Below are 17,605 nucleotides of genomic sequence, written 5' to 3'. Positions count from 1 at the left end.
CGGAATTAACCGTTGGCGCCCATTTTTGCTTCAGACGGGGGGCGTCGAGGAGTTCAGATTACATGGCCTACCCCTATGACAGCACGATATCCGCCGCCATCAAGGCCGCTGGCCTTCCCAAATCCCACAAGGTCCACTGGTCCGAGCAGCGCAAGGCCGATGTGGTCCGTGCTGTGCGCGACAAGCTGATCACGTTCGACGAGGCGCGCTGGCGCTATCTCCTCAGCCGGAGCGAGTTCCGGACCTGGGAGGAAAAGGTCGACGAACAGACGGCGAAGGAACTCGCCTAACCCCTGCCCGGCCCGCCGGTGCGGGTCGGCGCATGGAAATCGGGCGGCTTGTCCGCCACCCAGGCCACGAATTTCGCCAGCGCCGCGTTCTCCAGCAATTCGGCACGTTCTCCGCCGAGACGCGCGAGCGCGGCGTTGGTGAAATTGGCATGGATCGCCCGGTGGCAGATCGGATGGACAGGCACGGTCACCCTACCCTTCTTCGCCTTCGGAACCAGGTGGTGGAACTCGACCCGGCGACCGAGCGGCCGGGCGCACAGCCAGCAGGCAAGTGAGGGTTCAGTCAGCCCTTCTTCTCCGCCGCCTTTTTCTTTTTCATCGCATCGTGGAAGCGGTCGGCCCAGCCCGGCTTCACCATCTGTTCCGCGCGGACCATCCGCAGTTCACCCGCGTCGACATCGCGGCTGACCGCGCTGCCCGCCGCGACGATCGCGTCGGCCCCGATCCGCACCGGAGCAATCAGCGCGCTGTTCGATCCGATGAAGGCGCGTTCGCCGATCACCGTCTTGTGCTTGAAATACCCGTCGTAGTTGCAGGTGATCGTACCGGCGCCGATGTTCGCTCCCGCACCCACTTCGGCATCGCCGAGGTAGGTCAGGTGGTTCGCCTTTGCCCCTTCGCCCAGGATCACCTTCTTCATCTCGACGAAGTTGCCGACCTTCGCGCCCTTGCCCATGACCGAGCCCGGCCGCAGTCGTGCGTACGGGCCGACCTCGCAAGCTTCGCCCACGATCGCGCCTTCGAGGTGGCTGAAGGCCCTGATGTGCGCGCGGTCCGCCACGGTAACCCCCGGACCGAACACGACGTTCGGTTCAATTGTTACGTCGCGGCCGATCACGGTGTCGAAGCTGAAGAAGACCGTCTCCGGGGCGCGCAGCGAAGCGCCCCCGGCCATCGCCTCTTCGCGCTTCAGGTCCTGCCATTGCGCTTCTGCCCGAGCCAGTTCGGCGCGCGAGTTGATCCCGGCCACTTCGCCCGGGTCGTGGGTCACGACGACGGCGCTGCGGCGACCAGCCTCGCGGGCGACGTTGACCACGTCGACGAGGTAGTATTCGCCCGCCGCATTGCTGTTGCCGACGCGGCCGAGCAACGCGAAGAGGTCTTCCGCCCGCGCCGCCATCAGGCCGGAATTGCACAAGCGGCAGGCGCGCTCGGCCTCGGTCGCGTCCTTGTGCTCGACCATCTTCTCGATCGTACCGTCGGCGCCCGCGATCACGCGACCGTACTGGAGCGTGTCGACGGGCTCGAAGCCGAGCACCACCACGGCGGGTGCATCGTCGGCGTGGAGCCGCTCGAGCATCATCCGCATCGTCTGCGGGCGTACGAACGGTACGTCGCCGTAGAGGATCAGGACATCACCGGCGAACCCATCGAGGCCGACCTCCGCCTGCTGGACGGCGTGCCCGGTGCCGAGCTGCGGCTCCTGCAGCGCCGTCGCCGCGCGCCCGGCGACCGCGCCTTCGATCTGTTCGCGCCCGCTACCGACTACGACCACCGTCCGCGCAGGCCCCAGTTCGTCGACGCTGGCCATCAGGTGATGGAGCATCGCCCGTCCGCCGATGGGGTGGAGCACCTTGTGCAGGTCGCTTTTCATGCGGGTGCCTTGGCCCGCGGCGAGGATGACGGCAGCGAATTCGTTCATGCCGCGCGCCATGCCACCGAATGGTTGCGGTGGGAAGAATCCCCGCTACCTGAGACCCGATGGCTGATTTCCCCTTCGATATCGTCGCGTTCGACCTCGACGGCACCCTCCTCGAGACCCACCGCGACCTAGGGACGGCGGTCAATCATGCGCTGACGCTGGGCGGGTTCGCGGTGGTGCCCTTCGAAAGCGCGAAAGACCTGATCGGCGGCGGCGCCAAGATCATGCTGAAGCGCGCGGTCGACGACCAGGGCGGCTGCGACGAGGGGCGCTTCCGCGAACTCTACAAGGCGATGCTGGCCTATTACGGCAAGCACTTCGCGGTCCACACCAAGCCCTATCCGCATGCAATTGAAGCGCTTGATTACCTGCGTTCCAAGGGTGTCCGATTGGCCGTCGTGACCAACAAGTTCGAGGAATTCGCGAACGGTGTGATTGGCGCGCTCGGCCTGGCCGATCGGTTCGATTGCGTGATCGGGGGCGACACCCTCGGCAAGGGCAAGGCGAAGCCCAACCCCGACCCGATATTCGCCGCCCGCGACCGGCTGGGCGGCGGGCGCATCGCTTTCGTCGGCGACAGCACCTACGACATCAAGGCGGGCTGCGCCGCGGGCGTGCCTACGATCGCGGTCACTTATGGCTATCACGACTGCGCGCCGATCGAGATGGGCGCGGATGCGGTGATCGATTCTCTCGACCAACTGATACCCGTTCTCGAACGGCTCTGACCGACCAGCCTGTTGCATCGTTGCGCGGATGGTGCCAACGCCGCCGCACACTTTACGGGCGCGTAAAGCGCGCCGACAGCCAGGAGAGTTCCGTCATGACCATCTCGTTCAAGGACAAGGTCGCCATCGTCACCGGCGCGGGCGGCGGTCTGGGCCGCGCCTATGCGCTCGAACTCGCCCGCCGCGGCGCGAAGGTGGTGGTCAACGATCTCGGCGGCTCGCGCGACGGTACCGGCCATTCCGACATGGCGCTGCAGGTCGTCGAGGAGATCGAGAAGGCGGGCGGCGAGGCGATGTCGAACGGCGCCTCGGTCACCGAATACGAGCAGATGGAAAAGATGGTCGCCGACGCGAAGCAGAAGTGGGGCGGCGTCCACATCCTGATCAACAACGCGGGCGTGCTGCGCGACAAGACCTTCGCCAAGATGGAGCCTGCCGACTTCGAATTCGTGGTCGACGTGCATCTCAACGGCTCGGCGAATGCCACCAAGGCGGTCTGGGAACTGATGCGCGAGCAGGCCTATGGCCGCATCCTGATGACCGCGAGCTCGACCGGACTGTTCGGCAACTTCGGCCAGGCGAACTACGGTGCGGCGAAGCTCGGCCTTGCGGGCCTTACCAAGACGCTGCAGCTCGAAGGCGCGAAGTACGGCATCAAGGTCAACACGCTGTCGCCTGTCGCCGGAACCCGCATGACCGAGGACCTATTCCCCGAGCAGGCGTTCAAACTCTTTGCGCCCGAGAACGTGGTTCCGGCCGCACTCTTCCTCGTCAGCGAGGATGCGCCGACCAACGCGATCGTCGGTGCGGGCGGCGGCGGCTACCACTCGGCGTGGGTGGTAATGAACGACGCCACCTGGCTGCCGGAAGGCGAGCGGACCGTCGAGGGCTTCGCCGCGAACTGGGACGCGATCTCGTCGCAGACCAACCTCCATGCGCCCAATTCGGGTGCCGAACAGTCCGGCGCGATCCTGAAGGCCATGCAGAAGGTCATGGGCGACGCCGCGCCGAGTTCGACGCGCGGCTGATCCGCCACCGTATTGACACAGTAATACAGTTCCGGCACTCTCCTCCGACTACAGGGGAGAGTGCCGATGTATTCCGACGAGGATATCCAGTCCGCAGTCGCTTCGGGCGCGGTGAGCGCCGAAGCCGCCGACGCCCTGCGCGCGCACGTGGCCGCGCGCCATGCCATGCCGCCGGGCGATGAAGAGCATTTCCGCCTGATAACCGGCTTCAACGATATCTTCGTGACCATTGCCGCGGTGATGATCCTCGTCGCGATGGCAGGGATCGGACAGGTCTTCACGCCCGATCTCCAAGGCCCGCCGCCTTTCTCGGGTGTCCTCATCGCCGGCGCCGCGTGGACGATGGCCGAATTCTTCACCCGCAAGCGCCGCATGGCGCTTCCCAGCATCGTACTGCTGCTCGCTTTCGTCGGCGGCGTGTTCGAGGCCTGCCTCGGCTTCTCGGCCATGGTGCTGACGATGCCCGACGAGAACCAGAAGGCCGCCGCTCTGCTGGGTGCGGGCTCCGGCCTGATCGCCGCGGTCGCGGCTTGGCTGCACTGGCGCCGGTTCATGGTGCCGATCACCGTGGCTGCGGGCGCTGCGGCCGTCTCGGTGACAGTGCTGGCGATCATCGCCGCCATCGTCGGCCCCGACAACCTCGGCCCCGATTCGCTGGTCGCGATGGTCTTCGTCTCAGGCCTTGCCGTCTTCGCGGCTGCGATGCGCTGGGACATGAGCGACCGCACGCGCCAGACCCGCCGCAGCGACGTGGCGTTCTGGCTCCACCTGCTCGCCGCACCGATGATCGCGCATCCGCTGTTCCACTGGCTCGGGGTGACACAGGGAGAGGACATCGGCATCGCGGCGGTGATCGGCGTTCTGGTGGTCTACATAGCGCTCGGCCTCGTCGCGCTCGCGGTCGACCGCCGCGCGCTGCTGGTCTCCGCACTTGCCTACGTCCTCGCGGCGCTAACGTGGTTGTTCGACCGCTTCGGTGCGGTCGAGCTCAACATCGCGCTCACCGCGCTGGTGATCGGGTCTGCCCTGCTGACACTCAGCGCATTCTGGACGCCGATCCGCGCCGGTATCGTCCGAGCGCTTCCCGCCGCGGTGCAGGCGCGCGTGCCCGCGCCCGGAATGCTGCTCGCGGCCTAGCTGTCGACGGCCTTGAGGAGACGACGCTCGACCGGGGCAAGCACCCCGGCGAGCTCGTGTCCGCGCTTCAGCACCTGGCCGTGTTCGCCGAACAGCGTCCACATCCCCTGCCGGTTGCGAAGTGCGGGCGTCTTCTCGATGCGGACCTGCGGACGCTCGGCGGCGCGGCGAAAGGCGGCGAAAGCAGCGAAATCGCGCGTGAAGTCCATCGCGTAGTCGCGCCACTCGCCCGCGGCGACCATCCGGCCGTAGAGGTCGAGTATTCGCATGAGCTCGACCCGCTCGAAACCGACCTGACTGGGCGCCTTGCCGGGAAACGGAACGATCGAAGCGCCCGGTCCCGTGCTCATGCGCGGATCATCCGCGCTTCGCCGTGCCGCGCCGCGCGACCGGCGCGGGGTCCGCGGTGGAGGCCTTCAAGGCGGCGACCTCAGCGCGCAAGCTCGCGAGTTCGTTCTCGAGCTTTTCGATGCAGTCGCGCCCCGGCGCACAAGGATCGTCGCACGGCGTGCCGTAGGGGATGAATTCCTTGATCCACTCTTCGGCGGGAACGAGCGTCGAGCGTGCCTTCAGCCCGATCATCGTCGCGCCTTCGGGCACGTCATCGGTGACCACCGCATTGGCGCCGATGCGCGAACGGTTGCCCACCGTGATCGGCCCGATCACCTGCGCGCCCGAACCGATGATCACGTTGTCGCCGATGGTCGGGTGCCGCTTCCCCTTCACGCCATTCGTCGGGTTCGTCCCACCCAGCGTGACGCATTGGTAGATCGTGACGTTGTCACCGATCACCGCCGTCTCGCCGATCACCGTGAAGCCGTGGTCGATGAAGAAGTTCTTCCCGATCTCGGCGCCCGGATGGATGTCGATCGCGGTCAGGAAGCGGCTGAAGTGGTTGATGAACCGGGCAAGGAAATAGAGCTTCGCCTCGTACAGCCAGTGCGCCACGCGGTGCAGGCCGAGGGCGAGGACGCCCGGATAGAGCAGGATTTCCCACCGCGAATGCGGCGCCGGATCGCGCGCGCGAACCGAGTCCAGGTAATCGGTCAGCTGGTCGAACATCGCCGCCAAGACTCCCACCAAAACGCCTTCAAAGCAAGCGCGGCTGCTCCGCCCCCTGCACCGCTTCGAGAGCATCGCGCCAGACCGACAGCGTCGGCGGCGCCTTCCGTTCGAGGCTCAGCCGGTCGATCGTCGCCACGACGGACTCGATCCCGGCGAAGCTGCGCTCCAGCCGCGGTGCGAGGTAAGTAAGCGCGCCGTCGCCCAGAACAAGCCCGCGCGCCTCGGCATGGGCGTCGATGAGGGCGGCAACCATCTCGTCGTCGGGCACCCCGACCTCGAGATGGAGCGCGGCGCCGAGTCGGCTGCGCAGGTCCGGCAGTGCGATGTCCCACGGATCGCGGTCGGTTACGAGAAGTAGCGCGTGGCCGCCCTCCTGCGCGCGGTTCCAGCGGTGGAACAGTTCGGTTTCGTCGACCGTCTCCGCGCCGTCGATCACTTCGATGTCGCCCTGCCCCGCGCACCAGCGCGCGAGCAGCGACTTCCCGCTGCGGGATGGTCCGGCGAGGATGGCGGTTCCGTATGGCCAGGCGGTCGGGTCGGCGAGCGCGTCGATCGCGGCACGGTTGGCATTGCCAACCACGATCCGCGCCGGGTCGTCCGCCCGCCGCATGGGTAACGGCAGCGCGATCTGGGCCATCAGCGCGAGATGGCGAGGCCAGCCCCGGCCGGGCGGACGGTGAAGCCGCGTGCACGCAATGCGGCGGCGAGCGCATTGACGTCGCCACCGAAGCTCACCGTCATCACCGAGGTTCCCCCGATCGCAGTGCTCGTCGCCGCCGCGCCGCGCACACCGGGTGTCGCGCGCACTGCCGAAAGCGACGCGTCGAACGCCCCTGCATTCGGAGTCGCGAACTGGACCGAGAAACTGCTCACGACCGCGGGAGCCGCGCCCGGTGCCGGAGTGGCCGCATCGGTCGGGCTGGCGGTCGCCGCGTCGGTCGCCGCGCGCTGGGCCCGCTCCTGCGCATCGGCTGCGCGGCCCATCTCGATCAGCTGCTGGATTGCGGGGCTAAGCTCGGGCCCGCCGAGGTTGAGCGTGGGGTCTGGCTTGAGGCGTCCGTCGGCAAGCGCCTGCTGGAACAGGCCGTTCATGCGCACGACCGCCTGGTCGAGCATCGTCGGCAGCGCCGCCTGGCTCGGTGCGGTCAGCGTGAAGCTGCCGAGCGCCGTGTTGTCGGGACCGTAGCGCGCCGTGAAGGTGCCCTTCACCGGCCCGCCCGGATACTGATGCCGGAGGTCGGCGACCGCGAACAGCACGTCCGACGCGCCGAATTGGTCGAGGACGTTGCGCCACCAGATGCGGCTGCGACGGGTCTCCTGCCCTGCGGTAAGCAGCAGCGAATCGCCGCCCGCGCCGACCGGGCGCACATAGTCGATGGTGCTCGCACCCGGCTGGTACTCGGCCCACGCGCGCTGCCACGGGTTGCGGATCTCGTAGACCGTCTGCGTTCCCGCGCTGTAGGTGACCGGCACCAGCAGCAGAGGCGCGGAATGCTGCACGTCGCCGCCCCGTCCCAGCAGGCCGCCGGCACGGGTCCGGTCGAACACGATGCCGAGCTTGGCGATGTAGCGGTTGGGGCCCAGTTCCTCGCTCTCGATCACCACCGATGAGACGAGCGAATAGAGCTGGCCGTCGGGAATCGACGGGCCGTCGATCTTTTTCCACGCGAGCTTCATCGCCTCGCGCCAGCCCTGTTCGCGGGCCTCCTCGGCCGACTTCGCGGTCACGTCCACCTCGATCCCGCCGACCTGGATGTCACCCGAAGCGGCCACCGCAGCAATACCGCGATCACCCGCGATCTGCGCGATCAGCGCGCGTCCCGCGAACGCCAGCACGAGAGCAGCGACCACGGCAGCGGCGAGGATGGCGGCGCGGCGCGGGTCGCGCGAGAGTGAAAGCGATGGGTGCATAGGGGAAAACTGGCGGCCTTTTGCCCAAACGGGCATGGAAATCCAAGCAGGAATGCGTCAGTGGACACACCATGTCGACGAATGGTCCGCCGCCACGCTCCTACACCTACGAATCGGCCGGGGTATCGATCGATGCCGGGAACGCGCTCGTGCGCGCGATCGGCCCGCTTGCCAAGTCGACCGCGCGCCCCGGCGCGACGAGCGAGCTCGGCGGGTTCGGCGGGTTCTTCGATCCCAAGGCGGCCGGGTACACCGACCCGCTCCTCGTCGCCGCGAACGACGGGGTGGGCACCAAGCTCAAGCTGGCGATCGACCACGACCGGCACGACACGGTCGGGATCGACCTCGTCGCGATGTGCGTGAACGACCTCATCGTGCAGGGCGCGGAGCCGCTGTTCTTCCTCGACTACTTCGCCACCGGCAAGCTCGAGCACGGAGTCGCCGAGCGGGTGATCGCGGGCATCGCGGAAGGCTGCAAGCAGGCCGGATGCGCGCTGATCGGCGGCGAAACGGCCGAGATGCCGGGCATGTACGCCGCCGGTGACTACGACCTCGCCGGCTTCTGTGTCGGCGCGGTGGAGCGCGGCGAGCAGTTGACCGGCGACAAGGTCGCGCCGGGCCACGTCCTGCTCGGCATGGCGAGTTCGGGTGTCCACTCCAACGGCTATTCGCTCGTTCGCCGCCTTGCCGATGACATGGGCTGGCGGATGGATCGCCCCGCCGTGTTCGACCCGGAAATGCGCCTGATCGACGCGCTGATCGCGCCGACGAAGATCTACGTGAAGAGCCTGCTTCCTCTCGTGCGCGCGGGCAAGATCGATGCGCTGGCGCATATCACTGGCGGCGGCCTGCTCGAGAACATTCCGCGCGTCCTCCCCGAAGGCGCGCACGCGGTGGTAGATGCCGACGCGTGGGAGCAGCCGCGACTGATGGCGTTCCTGCAGGCGCAGGGCAATATCGAGCCGGGCGAGATGGCACGCACGTTCAACTGCGGGATCGGCATGGTGCTCGCGGTCACGCCCGCAAAGGCGCGCGAAGTCGCGGCCGATCTCGAAGCCAACGGCGAAACCGTGTGGCGCATCGGCGAAGTCGTCGACGGCCAGCGCGGCTGCACCGTGAAAGGTTCGGCCGAGACATGGTCCGCCCGCGAAGACTGGGACGCGCAGCACCTTGCGTGAACCGGCGAAGGTCGCCGTGCTCATTTCGGGCAGCGGCACCAACATGGCCGCGCTCCTTTATGCGAGCCGCCTGCCCGGTGCGGCCTACGAGATTGTCCTCATCGCCAGCAACGATCCCGCGGCGGGGGGGCTGAAGCTTGCCGAGGCCGAGGGTGTGCCGACCTTCGCACTCTCGCACAAGGGCATGGATCGTGCAGCCCACGATGCGGCGATGGACTCGGCAATCCGCGAGAGCGGCGCGGATTACGTCGCGCTGGCCGGTTACATGCGGGTGCTGGGCGCCGACTTCGTGCGCGCATGGGAGGGCCGGATGCTCAACATCCATCCCTCGCTGCTGCCAAAGTATCGCGGCCTCCATACGCACCGCGCCGCGATCGACGCAGGCGACAGCCACGCCGGGTGCAGCGTCCACCTCGTGACCGAAGAACTCGATGCGGGGGAGGTTCTCGGCCAAACGAAGGTCGCCGTGCTTTCGGGCGACACTGAGGTGAGCCTCGCCGCCCGGGTCCTGATCGCCGAACATCAGCTCTATTCGCGCGTCCTCAACGAATACGTCTCGCGGCCTTACGACGCCGACTGGCTTGTGGCGCGGGTGCGCGAGCGGGCGATGGAACTGCCCCAGGCGGAAGAAACCACCAGCCACGGAATGCCGTGCTTCGGCGTCACCAAGGGCAAGAAATTCGCATGGGTCGCGGTCGATCATCACAACGACGGCCGCATCGCGCTGCTGGCCAAGATCAGCGGTCCGGACGAGCAGGCCCAGCTGATCGACAACGATCCGGAACGCTACTTCCGCCCGGCCTATTTCGGCAACGACTGGATCGCCATCCGGCTCGACCTCGGCGATACCGACTGGGATTCCATCTCCGACTGGCTGGCGCGAAGCTGGCGGGCGATCGCACCGAAGAAGCTCACCGCACTGATCGACGCGGCCGACCAGTTCTGATGGCCCCGCCCCGCGACCATCTGCTCGCCGTCTCCCCGATGGCGCGGCGGGCCGAGCGGGCACTCGAATGGACCTGGCGCTCGAGGCTGACGCCGAAGCCGCCGATCGATCCGGATTTCCTGTGGCAGGTTGGCGCGAGGGGCTACGACACGGCTGACGAGCGCGGTGGTAGGAGTGCCGACGACGTCGCGGATTTTCGCGAGCGTCTCGATCGCCTGTGCCGTTCGCTGCGCGAGGAGGCCGCACTCAACGCACTCGGACATACGATGGCCTATGGCCAGATCACCGGCGCGATCCGTAAGCGCCACGCGCTCGGGAGGCTATGGCGCCAGCGACCGGACCTCGCGGAAACCGACATCGCCGCGCCGATCATCGTCGTCGGGCAGATGCGCGCAGGCACGACGCGGGTGCACCGATTGCTGGCTGCCGATCCGGCGCACGCGGGAACCCGGTTCTGCAACGCGCTCGATCCCTTCCCCCGCAAGCCCGATTTGCGGCCGTTCAAGGCGGCAGTCGCCCTCGGCATCGCGCGGCGTATCAATCCTTGGCTCGATACGCTGCATCCGTTCGGCGCGACCCGGGCAGACGAGGAGATCGGCTGGCTCTCCGCCGCGCTGTCCCCCTGCGCTTTCGAGGCCCAGTGGCACATTCCCGGCTATGTCGCGTGGAGCGAGGCGCGCGACGCCTCTCCGATTTACCGTGAGTTCATCCGAATCCTTCGGACCGATGCGGCGTCAATGAACAACGCCGCGCAGCCGCGGGTGATCAAATGCCCGCAATTGGCCGAGGACCTTGCCGCGATCTCTGCGATCTTCCCCGATGCGCGCCTGGTCCTGCCAAGTCGCAGCGCAGATGCGGTGCTCGACAGTACGGTTTCGATGGTGGCCGGGCAATCGGCTTTCCAGTCCGACCAACGCACTGTGGCCGCCATTCGCAGCGAATGGCAGCGCAAGCTGGCGCTGCGCGAGACGCGCATCACCGCGGGACTCGCGGACCATCGTGGCCCGGTCGCGGCGGTGCGTTACGATGAACTCGGCGCCGACTGGCGCGCTGCCGTGGCGGCGATCTACGCCGACTTGGGCCTGACCCTGACTCCCGTTGCGCTCGCGGCAATGGAACGCGAGCAGGCCGTCGCCGAGCAGTCACCGCACCACGCGCACTCGGCTGTGGTCGGGCGGTTCTTGACCCTCCAGATTTAGCTGGCTCGTCGCCCGAGGCCGGGAATGACCGAGCCCACCCGCGCGCGATAATCGGTATAGCTGTTCCCGAAATGCGCGACGAGATCGCGCTCCTCGTGCGCGATGCCGATGAAGATGTAGACCGACATCCCGATCGCGAACAGCAGGTGGCCGTAGGTCATGTCCGGTGTCGCCCAGAACGCCAGAAGGAACCCGCTGTAGATCGGATGACGGATCCAGCGATACAGGAAAGGCGTGCGGAACTCCTGCGGCGGCGCCTCGATCCCGCGGCTGTGCCGCCATGCCTGTGCAATTCCGAACAGCTCGAAATGGCTGATCAGCCAGGTCGCGATGAACAGGATCGTCCAGCCGAGCAGGAACAACGCCCAGATGGCGATGCGAGCGCTCTCGTTCTGAACCGACCACACGGTGCCCGCGATAGGGTGCCAGAATGCGAACAGCGCGATCAGGCACAGCGCCGACGCGAGGCAATAGACCGACCGTTCGACCGCCGGTGGGACGATGCGCGTCCAGGCAGCCTTGAAACGCGGGCGCGCCATGATCGAATGCTGGATGCCGAACAGCGCGATGAGCGCAAGATCGATGACCGCGGCAATGATCGGGGGCGCATCGCGCCCCTTGTCGATATTGGTCGGCAGGATATCGAGCCCGGCGGCAAAGCCGATGAGGTAGAGGAACGAGGCAAAAAACGCGGCGTAACAGGCCAGCGCCACAGGAATTGCGAGAATACGAGACATCACTTCCCTCCCGAAAAAGCGATGCGACCCCGTTCTTTCTTAGCTACCTCGCGATACCACGGGCGGCGGAGACAACCAAATCGCTCGCTCAGGGCGTGCCGGGATATTCGGCGGCGCGATCCGAAAGGTCGGTTTTGTCCAGCGGCGCGTAGGTCCGGGTCATGGCGGGTGGTCCGCCTTCGGCCCACGACTGCCATTCGCCGATCAGGCCGTCGTCGCAGCGCGCCCGCCAAACGGAACGGCGGCGCCCGAAATCGGGGTTCGAGCTATTGGCCCAACCGCGCATCAGGACGAAGGGATCGGAAAAGCTGCTCGATTCGACATCGATGCGAAATCCGGGGTCCAGCGCGAAAACACGCTCGACCGCCTGCATGACCTTGTCGCGGCCCACGAGGCCCTCGCGCCAACTGTCGATGTAGGTAAAATCGTCGGAAATGAGGGCGTTCATCGCGCCGGTGTCATGCGCGTTCACAGCCGCGACAAAGCGCGCAGCAAGGCTCTTACACTTCCGGCCACGACCCCAGAGCATGGCGCCACCTAGCACGCCCAAAGAGGGCGCGCGAATCTATTTGCAATGCCGGATCAGGGGGGCGGATTCGGCCGCCCCCCTGAACGGATCAGCCGACCAGTTCTTCGGGCTTGAAGAAGTAGTCGATCTCGATCTTGGCGTTCTCGTCGGAGTCCGAACCGTGGACCGAGTTCGCCTCGATGCCTTCCGCAAAAGTCTTGCGGATCGTGCCCTCGGCAGCGTCGGCCGGGTTGGTCGCGCCCATGATGTCGCGGTTGCGCTTCACGGCGTCTTCGCCCTCAAGAACCTGCACCACCACCGGGCCGCTGGTCATGAAATCGCACAGCTCGCCAAAGAACGGACGCTCGGAGTGCACCGCGTAGAAGCCTTCGGCCTGTTCGCGGGTCATGTGAATCCGCTTGCTGGCGACGACGCGCAGGCCGGCATCTTCGAGCATCTTGGTGACTGCGCCGGTCAGGTTGCGACGGGTGGCATCGGGCTTGATGATCGAAAAGGTGCGGGTAACCGCCATGGGAGGTGTCCTTGAAACGGGTGTTGGGAGAGGTTGCGCGCGCCCCTAGCGGGGGGCTGCGCAGGGCGCAAGGGTCACGCCCGTTTGACCCACTTGCCGTCTTCCTGCTCGAAGTAGGAGCGGGTCACGTCGTCGCGGCCGTCGAACCGGCGCCAGACCGCTCGGGCCGCTTCTACCTGCGGCTGGGCGAACAGTAGGAAGGTGCGTTCGAATCCCTCGCCCGCATCGCGCCATTCTCCGTCGGCGAGTACGGCGACCGTCGCGCCGTTAGCAGCTTCGCACGTCGACGCCAGCAGGATCGGCTGGCGCGCTGCGTGACCGCCCGAAGCAGGCCCGTTGGCGAGAAACGCTTCGGGTTTCGCGTCCCACAGCGCCTTTCCGGTGGCCGCGCGCCGCTCGTCGTCTCCGTCGACTATCAGCAGACGGTCGCCCGAGGCGCGCACCCGCTCGGCGATCAGCGCGACGATCCGCTCGACCGGGCCTTGCGAATACTGCCAGAAGTCGATCTTCATGCGGACGAGCCCCCAATGCCCCTGCCGCTGCGGCGGCAACGATCGGAACAGTACTTCACGCTGTCCCAGTCACGCTCCCACTTCTTTCGCCAGGTGAAGGGCAGGCCGCAGGCCGCGCAGGTCTTGCTCGGCAAGTCGCCCTTCTTCTGCATCCTGGCCAAAGGCGGCGCCTACTTCTCCAGCTCGTCGCGGACGTAGCGGTCGATCAGGCGCACACCGTAGCCCGTCGCACCCTTGCCCCACGTGGCGCCGGGCTTCGCCGCCCAGACCATGCCCGCGATGTCGCAGTGTGCCCACTTGCGATCCTTGTCGATGAACCGCTGCAGGAACTGCGCTGCAGTGATCGAGCCACCTTCGCGCGGGCCGATGTTCTGCATGTCGGCGATCGGCGAATCGATCAGCTTGTCGTAGGCGGGCGAGAGCGGCATCCGCCACAGCTTGTCGCCGCTGGTACGCCCGGCTTTGAGCATGGCATCGGCCAGCGCGTCATCGTTGGCGAATACGCCGCCGTGCTCGAAGCCCAGGCTGATGACCATCGCGCCGGTCAGCGTCGCGAAATCGACGATCGCGACCGGGTCGTACTCCTTCTGAACCCAGGTCAGCGCGTCGCACAGCACCAAACGGCCCTCGGCGTCGGTGTTGAGCACCTCGACCGTCTGGCCGCTCATGGTTGTGACCACGTCGCCCGGACGCATCGCTTTGCCGTCGGGCATGTTCTCGACGAGCCCCATGACCGCGACGACGTTGGCCTTGGCCTTGCGCCGCGCCAGCGCGAGCATGGCGCCCGCAACCGCGCCCGCTCCGCCCATGTCCCACTTCATGTCGCCCATGCCCGGTCCCGGCTTGAGGCTGATGCCGCCGGTGTCGAAAGTAACGCCCTTGCCGACGAAGGCGGTCGGACGCGCACCTTTCTCGCCGCCGTTCCACTTGACGCACAGCAGGCGCGAAGGCCGCTCGGACCCCTGCCCGACCCCGAGCAGCGCGCCCATGCCGAGCTTGGTCATTTCCTCGACGCCGAGCACCGTCACTTCGAGGCCAGCCGCTTCATAGAGGGGCTTCACACGCTCGACGAAGCTCTCGGGGTAGATCACGTTCGCAGGCTCGGTGACCAGTTCCTTGGTCAGCTCGACCCCTTCGGCGACGGCAGCGGCATCGGTCCACGCCGCCTCGGCACCGTCCGGCGCGCCGATCGCGACGACCTTGGCGAGTGTCACCTTCTGCTCGTCCTTCATGCGCGTGTGATAACGGTCGTAGCGCCAGGTCCGCAGGCGCAGGCCCATGAGCAGCGCGGCCGCTTCCTCGGGACCGAGACCCGCGAGGTCCACCGCGATGGCGTCGGCGCCTGAGCACGCATACTTCGCCGAAAGCGCAGCCCCTGCCTTCTCGAGATTGGCGAGCCGCGCCTCGTCGGCCGGATCGCCCGTTCCCGCGAGCGCCACGCGCACCACCGCCCCATCCCTTTCGGCAAAGCCGTCGAACACCTGGCCTGGCTTGCCCTTGAAGCGCGCGGCCCGCGCGCCCTCGGCCAGCGCACGCTCCAGCCCGTCGGGCAGGCTGTCCTGCGCGACCGGGCGGGCAAGGATCGCGGTTCCGGCGGGAATGGCAGAGGCGAATTCTATCTGCATGGAAACTCCGAAAGAATGTTCATCCCGGCAATCGCGCACAATGGCGCATCCGGGGGCAGGATGGCGATTGCGATTAGGCGGCAGTGCTGCGATAGGCAAGCGATGCTCCCCGCCGGTAATGGAATGCAGCAAGCATCGTGTCGCCGCTTGCCAGCCCCCAAGTGCGGCGCGGTGCCGAGTGCCGTGGCGCTCGCCCTCGCCCTTCTGGCCGCGCCCGCGATGGCGCAGGATGGCGCGGCCCCTGGAATGGGATCGACCGAGCAGCCGCAAGGCACCCCGCCCGACCTGTCGACGCCGATTCCGCCGATCGATCCGGCGACGATGCCCGCCGCCCCCGCCAGCGACCGGCAGATCAATTTCGAAGCGAACGCCGTCTCCTACAATCAGGAGAGCGACACCGTTACCGCCAGCGGCGACGTGGTCCTGCGTAGCGAGGATCGCTCGGTCCGCGCCAACGAGGTCACCTGGAACCGCACCTCGGGCGTTATCGTCGCGAGCGGCGACGTCCGCTTCGTCGACGAGGACGGCAACCAGCTCTACACCAGCCGTATCGAACTGACCGACAAGTTCGAGGCGGGCGCGATGGAGGACCTGCTCCTCGCCCTGCGCGAAGGCGGCCGTCTCGCCGCCGCCAACGGCCAGCGCCTCGCCGACGGGACCATCGAGCTCACCCGCGCCGCCTACACCGGGTGCGAGGTCGTCGATACCGAGGGCTGCCCGCGCGAACCGAGCTGGCGCATCACCGCCGACCGCGTCGTCTATTCTCCCGCCGAGAAGAAGGTCACGTTCCGCGGCGCTTATCTCGAACTGTTCGGAGCGAAGCTGATCCCGCTGCCCGGCCTCGCGGTTCGTACCGACGGGCGGCCGGTATCGGGCTTCCTGATCCCCGACATCCAGTATTCGCGCAACAACGGGCTGGAGCTGTCGGGCAGCTATTACCTGCACATCGATCCCAGCAAGGACCTGACGCTCAGCGCCTATGCCTTCACCGGCGCGCCGCCGATGGCATCGGCGCAATGGCGGCACCTGACCGATATCGGCGCCTATCAGGTCACCGGATACGTCACATACAGTCGCCGGCTCGATCCGTTTGGCGGCATGGGCACCGGCAACGACCAGTTCCGCGGCTACATCTTCAGCAATGGCCGGTTCCAGCTCGATCCGAACTGGAGCATCGACTATTCCGCTCGCCGCGCGACGGATCGCACCTTTCTGCGCCGCTACGATATCAGCCGCGACGACCGCCTGCGCTCGCTGGTCGAGGTCGAGCGGATGGACGCCGATTCGTACCTGACGATCGCGGGCTATGCGACACAAACGCTCCGACTCGGGGCCGACCAAGGGCAGGTGCCGGTGGCGCTGCCGCTGGTCGACTACCGACGGCGCCTGACGCCGGATTTCCTCCCCGGCGTTCTAGAACTTCAGGCGAACTCGCTCGCACTGTTCCGCACCGACGGTCAGGACACCCAGCGGGCTTTCGCGGGCGCCAAGTGGGACATGAAGCGCGTGACAGGCCTCGGCCAGTTGCTGACTCTGACCGCGCTCGTGCGCGGCGACGTGTACCACTCGGACGAGAACGGCCTGACTGCGACCGCGATCTATCGCGGCAACCCGGGGTGGCAGGGACGCGGCGTGGCGCTCGCCGCCGCCGATCTCGAATGGCCGCTGGTCGGTTCCGCGTTCGGCGGCACGCAGGTGCTGACCCCGCGCGTCCAGATCGTCGCCACGCCACCGATCCGCAACCTGGCGGTGCCGAACGAAGATTCGCGGGCGATAGATCTTGAGGATTCCAACCTCTTCGCGCTCAACCGCTTCCCCGGCTACGACCGGGTCGAGGAAGGGCCGCGCATCACCTACGGCCTCGACTGGGAGCTGCGCCGCCCGAACTGGCGCATCTCGACGACCTTCGGCCAGTCGGTGCGGCTCAACAACCGCGCCACGATCCTCCCCGACGGGACGGGCCTGAGCGAACGCGTGTCCGATTTCGTCGGCCGGACCGACGTTCGCTTCAAGGACTTCGTGAAGTTCACGCACCGTTACCGGCTCGACAAGGACAACCTGGCGGTGCGACGCAACGAGATCGACGCGACCGTCGGCTCGAGCCGTACGTATGCCGAAGTCGGCTATCTGCGCCTCAATCGCGATATCGCCACGACGATCGAGGACTTGCGCGATCGCGAGGAGTTGCGCTTCGCCGGGAGGGTCGCATTCGCGCAGTATTGGTCGGTGTTCGGAGCTGGCGTGTTCAATCTGACGGACCGTAGCGAGGATCCCACGTTCACGGCCGACGGGTTCGACCCGATCCGTACGCGCATCGGCGTTGCGTATCAGGACGACTGCCTCGAGTTGGGGGCGACGTGGCGGCGCGACTACCTCGATCAGGGCGACTCGCGAAAGGGCAATACCTTCCAGTTCTACTTCGCGCTGCGGAACCTCGGTTTCCGGTAGTTGGCAGCGGCGCGTGAACAAGCTATCCGCCCAGCCGCACTCAGCTTGCGTTAAGCCGTTTTGGCCCAACCGCCCCTGCACAAACCGGCGCCTTTTGCGCGTCGTAACCATACGGACCT

The 17,605-nt window shown here is 67.0% G+C and carries 20 protein-coding genes; 8 read left to right on the top strand and 12 right to left on the bottom strand.

Annotation, left to right across the window (positions count from 1 at the left end; all coding sequences use genetic code 11):
* The first annotated feature begins 62 nt into the window (after nt 1-62).
* Nucleotides 63-290 carry a DUF1153 domain-containing protein gene (locus tag ACWPMX_RS03860; RefSeq protein WP_455698725.1) on the top strand — a complete coding sequence of 76 codons (228 nt, stop codon included), beginning with the start codon at nt 63-65 and terminating at the stop codon, nt 288-290.
* Here ACWPMX_RS03860 and ACWPMX_RS03855 read toward each other — a convergent pair.
* Entirely contained in the window at nt 287-577 is a 291-nt protein-coding gene (locus ACWPMX_RS03855; RefSeq protein ID WP_455700724.1) for an HNH endonuclease, read from the bottom strand. The two genes, ACWPMX_RS03860 and ACWPMX_RS03855, sit on opposite strands and share 4 nt — an antisense overlap.
* Nucleotides 574-1,932, bottom strand: a complete 1,359-nt coding sequence (gene glmU / locus ACWPMX_RS03850) for a bifunctional UDP-N-acetylglucosamine diphosphorylase/glucosamine-1-phosphate N-acetyltransferase GlmU (RefSeq protein ID WP_455698724.1) — start codon at nt 1,930-1,932, stop codon at nt 574-576. The genes ACWPMX_RS03855 and glmU overlap by 4 nt, the downstream gene beginning before the upstream one ends.
* A gap of 59 nt (nt 1,933-1,991) precedes the next feature.
* Between glmU and ACWPMX_RS03845 the strand changes: the two genes are divergently transcribed.
* The 3 genes from ACWPMX_RS03845 (at nt 1,992) to ACWPMX_RS03835 (ending at nt 4,825) form a co-directional block, all read left to right on the top strand.
* Nucleotides 1,992-2,660: an HAD-IA family hydrolase gene (locus ACWPMX_RS03845; protein ID WP_455698723.1), complete on the top strand. Its 669-nt coding sequence runs from the start codon at nt 1,992-1,994 to the stop codon at nt 2,658-2,660.
* 95 nt (nt 2,661-2,755) lie between these two features.
* The gene (locus tag ACWPMX_RS03840; protein ID WP_455698722.1) at nt 2,756-3,688 is read left to right on the top strand and encodes an SDR family NAD(P)-dependent oxidoreductase; all 933 of its coding nucleotides are present in this window, start codon (nt 2,756-2,758) and stop codon (nt 3,686-3,688) included.
* Nucleotides 3,689-3,754: 66 nt separating this feature from the next.
* The gene (locus tag ACWPMX_RS03835) at nt 3,755-4,825 is read left to right on the top strand and encodes a hypothetical protein (RefSeq protein ID WP_455698721.1); all 1,071 of its coding nucleotides are present in this window, start codon (nt 3,755-3,757) and stop codon (nt 4,823-4,825) included.
* Here ACWPMX_RS03835 and ACWPMX_RS03830 read toward each other — a convergent pair.
* The 4 genes from ACWPMX_RS03830 to ACWPMX_RS03815 are packed head-to-tail and all read right to left on the bottom strand — an operon-like array spanning nt 4,822 to nt 7,801.
* Nucleotides 4,822-5,175, bottom strand: a complete 354-nt coding sequence (locus ACWPMX_RS03830; RefSeq protein ID WP_455698720.1) for a DUF2794 domain-containing protein — start codon at nt 5,173-5,175, stop codon at nt 4,822-4,824. The genes ACWPMX_RS03835 and ACWPMX_RS03830 overlap by 4 nt on opposite strands.
* A 7-nt stretch (nt 5,176-5,182) precedes the next feature.
* Nucleotides 5,183-5,887 carry a serine O-acetyltransferase EpsC gene (epsC, locus tag ACWPMX_RS03825; RefSeq protein WP_455700723.1) on the bottom strand — a complete coding sequence of 235 codons (705 nt, stop codon included), beginning with the start codon at nt 5,885-5,887 and terminating at the stop codon, nt 5,183-5,185.
* A 28-nt stretch (nt 5,888-5,915) separates the two neighbouring features.
* Complete coding sequence (locus ACWPMX_RS03820; RefSeq protein WP_455698719.1) at nt 5,916-6,527, bottom strand: ATPase; 612 nt, start codon at nt 6,525-6,527, stop codon at nt 5,916-5,918.
* On the bottom strand, nt 6,527-7,801 hold the full coding sequence (locus ACWPMX_RS03815) for a heavy-metal-associated domain-containing protein (RefSeq protein WP_455698718.1): 1,275 nt from the start codon (nt 7,799-7,801) through the stop codon (nt 6,527-6,529). Before ACWPMX_RS03815 ends, ACWPMX_RS03820 begins: the two co-directional genes overlap by 1 nt.
* 71 nt (nt 7,802-7,872) lie before the next feature.
* On the opposite strand from ACWPMX_RS03815, the gene purM reads away from it, so the two are divergent.
* Genes purM through ACWPMX_RS03800 form a run of 3 tightly spaced genes read left to right on the top strand, consistent with a single transcriptional unit; the run spans nt 7,873 to nt 11,124 of the window.
* Complete coding sequence (purM, locus tag ACWPMX_RS03810) at nt 7,873-8,979, top strand: phosphoribosylformylglycinamidine cyclo-ligase (RefSeq protein ID WP_455698717.1); 1,107 nt, start codon at nt 7,873-7,875, stop codon at nt 8,977-8,979.
* A complete protein-coding gene (gene purN, locus ACWPMX_RS03805; protein ID WP_455698716.1) occupies nt 8,972-9,925 on the top strand; it encodes a phosphoribosylglycinamide formyltransferase in 954 nt (317 codons plus the stop codon). The genes purM and purN overlap by 8 nt, the downstream gene beginning before the upstream one ends.
* Nucleotides 9,925-11,124, top strand: a complete 1,200-nt coding sequence (locus ACWPMX_RS03800) for a sulfotransferase (RefSeq protein ID WP_455698715.1) — start codon at nt 9,925-9,927, stop codon at nt 11,122-11,124. Before purN ends, ACWPMX_RS03800 begins: the two co-directional genes overlap by 1 nt.
* On the opposite strand, the gene mddA is transcribed toward ACWPMX_RS03800, so the two are convergent.
* From mddA to ACWPMX_RS03770, 6 genes are all read right to left on the bottom strand, one after another.
* Nucleotides 11,121-11,861: a methanethiol S-methyltransferase gene (gene mddA, locus ACWPMX_RS03795; protein WP_455698714.1), complete on the bottom strand. Its 741-nt coding sequence runs from the start codon at nt 11,859-11,861 to the stop codon at nt 11,121-11,123. The two genes, ACWPMX_RS03800 and mddA, sit on opposite strands and share 4 nt — an antisense overlap.
* Nucleotides 11,862-11,949: 88 nt before the next feature.
* Entirely contained in the window at nt 11,950-12,390 is a 441-nt protein-coding gene (locus tag ACWPMX_RS03790) for a nuclear transport factor 2 family protein (RefSeq protein ID WP_455698713.1), read from the bottom strand.
* Between the two features lie 88 nt (nt 12,391-12,478).
* Nucleotides 12,479-12,901 carry a nucleoside-diphosphate kinase gene (ndk, locus tag ACWPMX_RS03785; protein ID WP_455698712.1) on the bottom strand — a complete coding sequence of 141 codons (423 nt, stop codon included), beginning with the start codon at nt 12,899-12,901 and terminating at the stop codon, nt 12,479-12,481.
* A 74-nt stretch (nt 12,902-12,975) separates the two neighbouring features.
* Entirely contained in the window at nt 12,976-13,413 is a 438-nt protein-coding gene (locus ACWPMX_RS03780; protein ID WP_455698711.1) for a DNA polymerase III subunit chi, read from the bottom strand.
* On the bottom strand, nt 13,410-13,565 hold the full coding sequence (locus tag ACWPMX_RS03775) for a DUF2256 domain-containing protein (protein WP_455700722.1): 156 nt from the start codon (nt 13,563-13,565) through the stop codon (nt 13,410-13,412). The genes ACWPMX_RS03780 and ACWPMX_RS03775 overlap by 4 nt, the downstream gene beginning before the upstream one ends.
* A gap of 18 nt (nt 13,566-13,583) precedes the next feature.
* Nucleotides 13,584-15,038, bottom strand: coding sequence for a leucyl aminopeptidase (locus tag ACWPMX_RS03770; protein ID WP_455698710.1), 1,455 nt, complete (start codon nt 15,036-15,038; stop codon nt 13,584-13,586).
* A gap of 102 nt (nt 15,039-15,140) precedes the next feature.
* On the opposite strand from ACWPMX_RS03770, the gene ACWPMX_RS03765 reads away from it, so the two are divergent.
* Nucleotides 15,141-17,486, top strand: a complete 2,346-nt coding sequence (locus ACWPMX_RS03765; RefSeq protein WP_455698709.1) for an LPS-assembly protein LptD — start codon at nt 15,141-15,143, stop codon at nt 17,484-17,486.
* Nucleotides 17,487-17,605: the final 119 nt, after the last annotated feature.

Source organism: Tsuneonella sp. HG094, from assembly GCF_053819285.1.
This window is presented reverse-complemented; position numbering and strand designations above follow the sequence as displayed.

What these genes read in the sequence shown, in the direction of transcription:
- ACWPMX_RS03860 (WP_455698725.1), top strand. Translation starts at nt 63, where the DNA reads ATGGCCTACCCCTATGACAGCACGATATCCGCCGCCATCAAGGCCGCT.
- glmU (WP_455698724.1), bottom strand. Translation starts at nt 1,932, where the DNA reads ATGAACGAATTCGCTGCCGTCATCCTCGCCGCGGGCCAAGGCACCCGC.
- ACWPMX_RS03845 (WP_455698723.1), top strand. Translation starts at nt 1,992, where the DNA reads ATGGCTGATTTCCCCTTCGATATCGTCGCGTTCGACCTCGACGGCACC.
- ACWPMX_RS03840 (WP_455698722.1), top strand. Translation starts at nt 2,756, where the DNA reads ATGACCATCTCGTTCAAGGACAAGGTCGCCATCGTCACCGGCGCGGGC.
- ACWPMX_RS03835 (WP_455698721.1), top strand. Translation starts at nt 3,755, where the DNA reads ATGTATTCCGACGAGGATATCCAGTCCGCAGTCGCTTCGGGCGCGGTG.
- ACWPMX_RS03830 (WP_455698720.1), bottom strand. Translation starts at nt 5,175, where the DNA reads ATGAGCACGGGACCGGGCGCTTCGATCGTTCCGTTTCCCGGCAAGGCG.
- epsC (WP_455700723.1), bottom strand. Translation starts at nt 5,887, where the DNA reads ATGTTCGACCAGCTGACCGATTACCTGGACTCGGTTCGCGCGCGCGAT.
- ACWPMX_RS03820 (WP_455698719.1), bottom strand. Translation starts at nt 6,527, where the DNA reads ATGGCCCAGATCGCGCTGCCGTTACCCATGCGGCGGGCGGACGACCCG.
- ACWPMX_RS03815 (WP_455698718.1), bottom strand. Translation starts at nt 7,801, where the DNA reads ATGCACCCATCGCTTTCACTCTCGCGCGACCCGCGCCGCGCCGCCATC.
- purM (WP_455698717.1), top strand. Translation starts at nt 7,873, where the DNA reads ATGTCGACGAATGGTCCGCCGCCACGCTCCTACACCTACGAATCGGCC.
- ACWPMX_RS03800 (WP_455698715.1), top strand. Translation starts at nt 9,925, where the DNA reads ATGGCCCCGCCCCGCGACCATCTGCTCGCCGTCTCCCCGATGGCGCGG.
- mddA (WP_455698714.1), bottom strand. Translation starts at nt 11,861, where the DNA reads ATGTCTCGTATTCTCGCAATTCCTGTGGCGCTGGCCTGTTACGCCGCG.
- ACWPMX_RS03790 (WP_455698713.1), bottom strand. Translation starts at nt 12,390, where the DNA reads ATGCTCTGGGGTCGTGGCCGGAAGTGTAAGAGCCTTGCTGCGCGCTTT.
- ndk (WP_455698712.1), bottom strand. Translation starts at nt 12,901, where the DNA reads ATGGCGGTTACCCGCACCTTTTCGATCATCAAGCCCGATGCCACCCGT.
- ACWPMX_RS03780 (WP_455698711.1), bottom strand. Translation starts at nt 13,413, where the DNA reads ATGAAGATCGACTTCTGGCAGTATTCGCAAGGCCCGGTCGAGCGGATC.
- ACWPMX_RS03775 (WP_455700722.1), bottom strand. Translation starts at nt 13,565, where the DNA reads ATGCAGAAGAAGGGCGACTTGCCGAGCAAGACCTGCGCGGCCTGCGGC.
- ACWPMX_RS03770 (WP_455698710.1), bottom strand. Translation starts at nt 15,038, where the DNA reads ATGCAGATAGAATTCGCCTCTGCCATTCCCGCCGGAACCGCGATCCTT.
- ACWPMX_RS03765 (WP_455698709.1), top strand. Translation starts at nt 15,141, where the DNA reads ATGCTCCCCGCCGGTAATGGAATGCAGCAAGCATCGTGTCGCCGCTTG.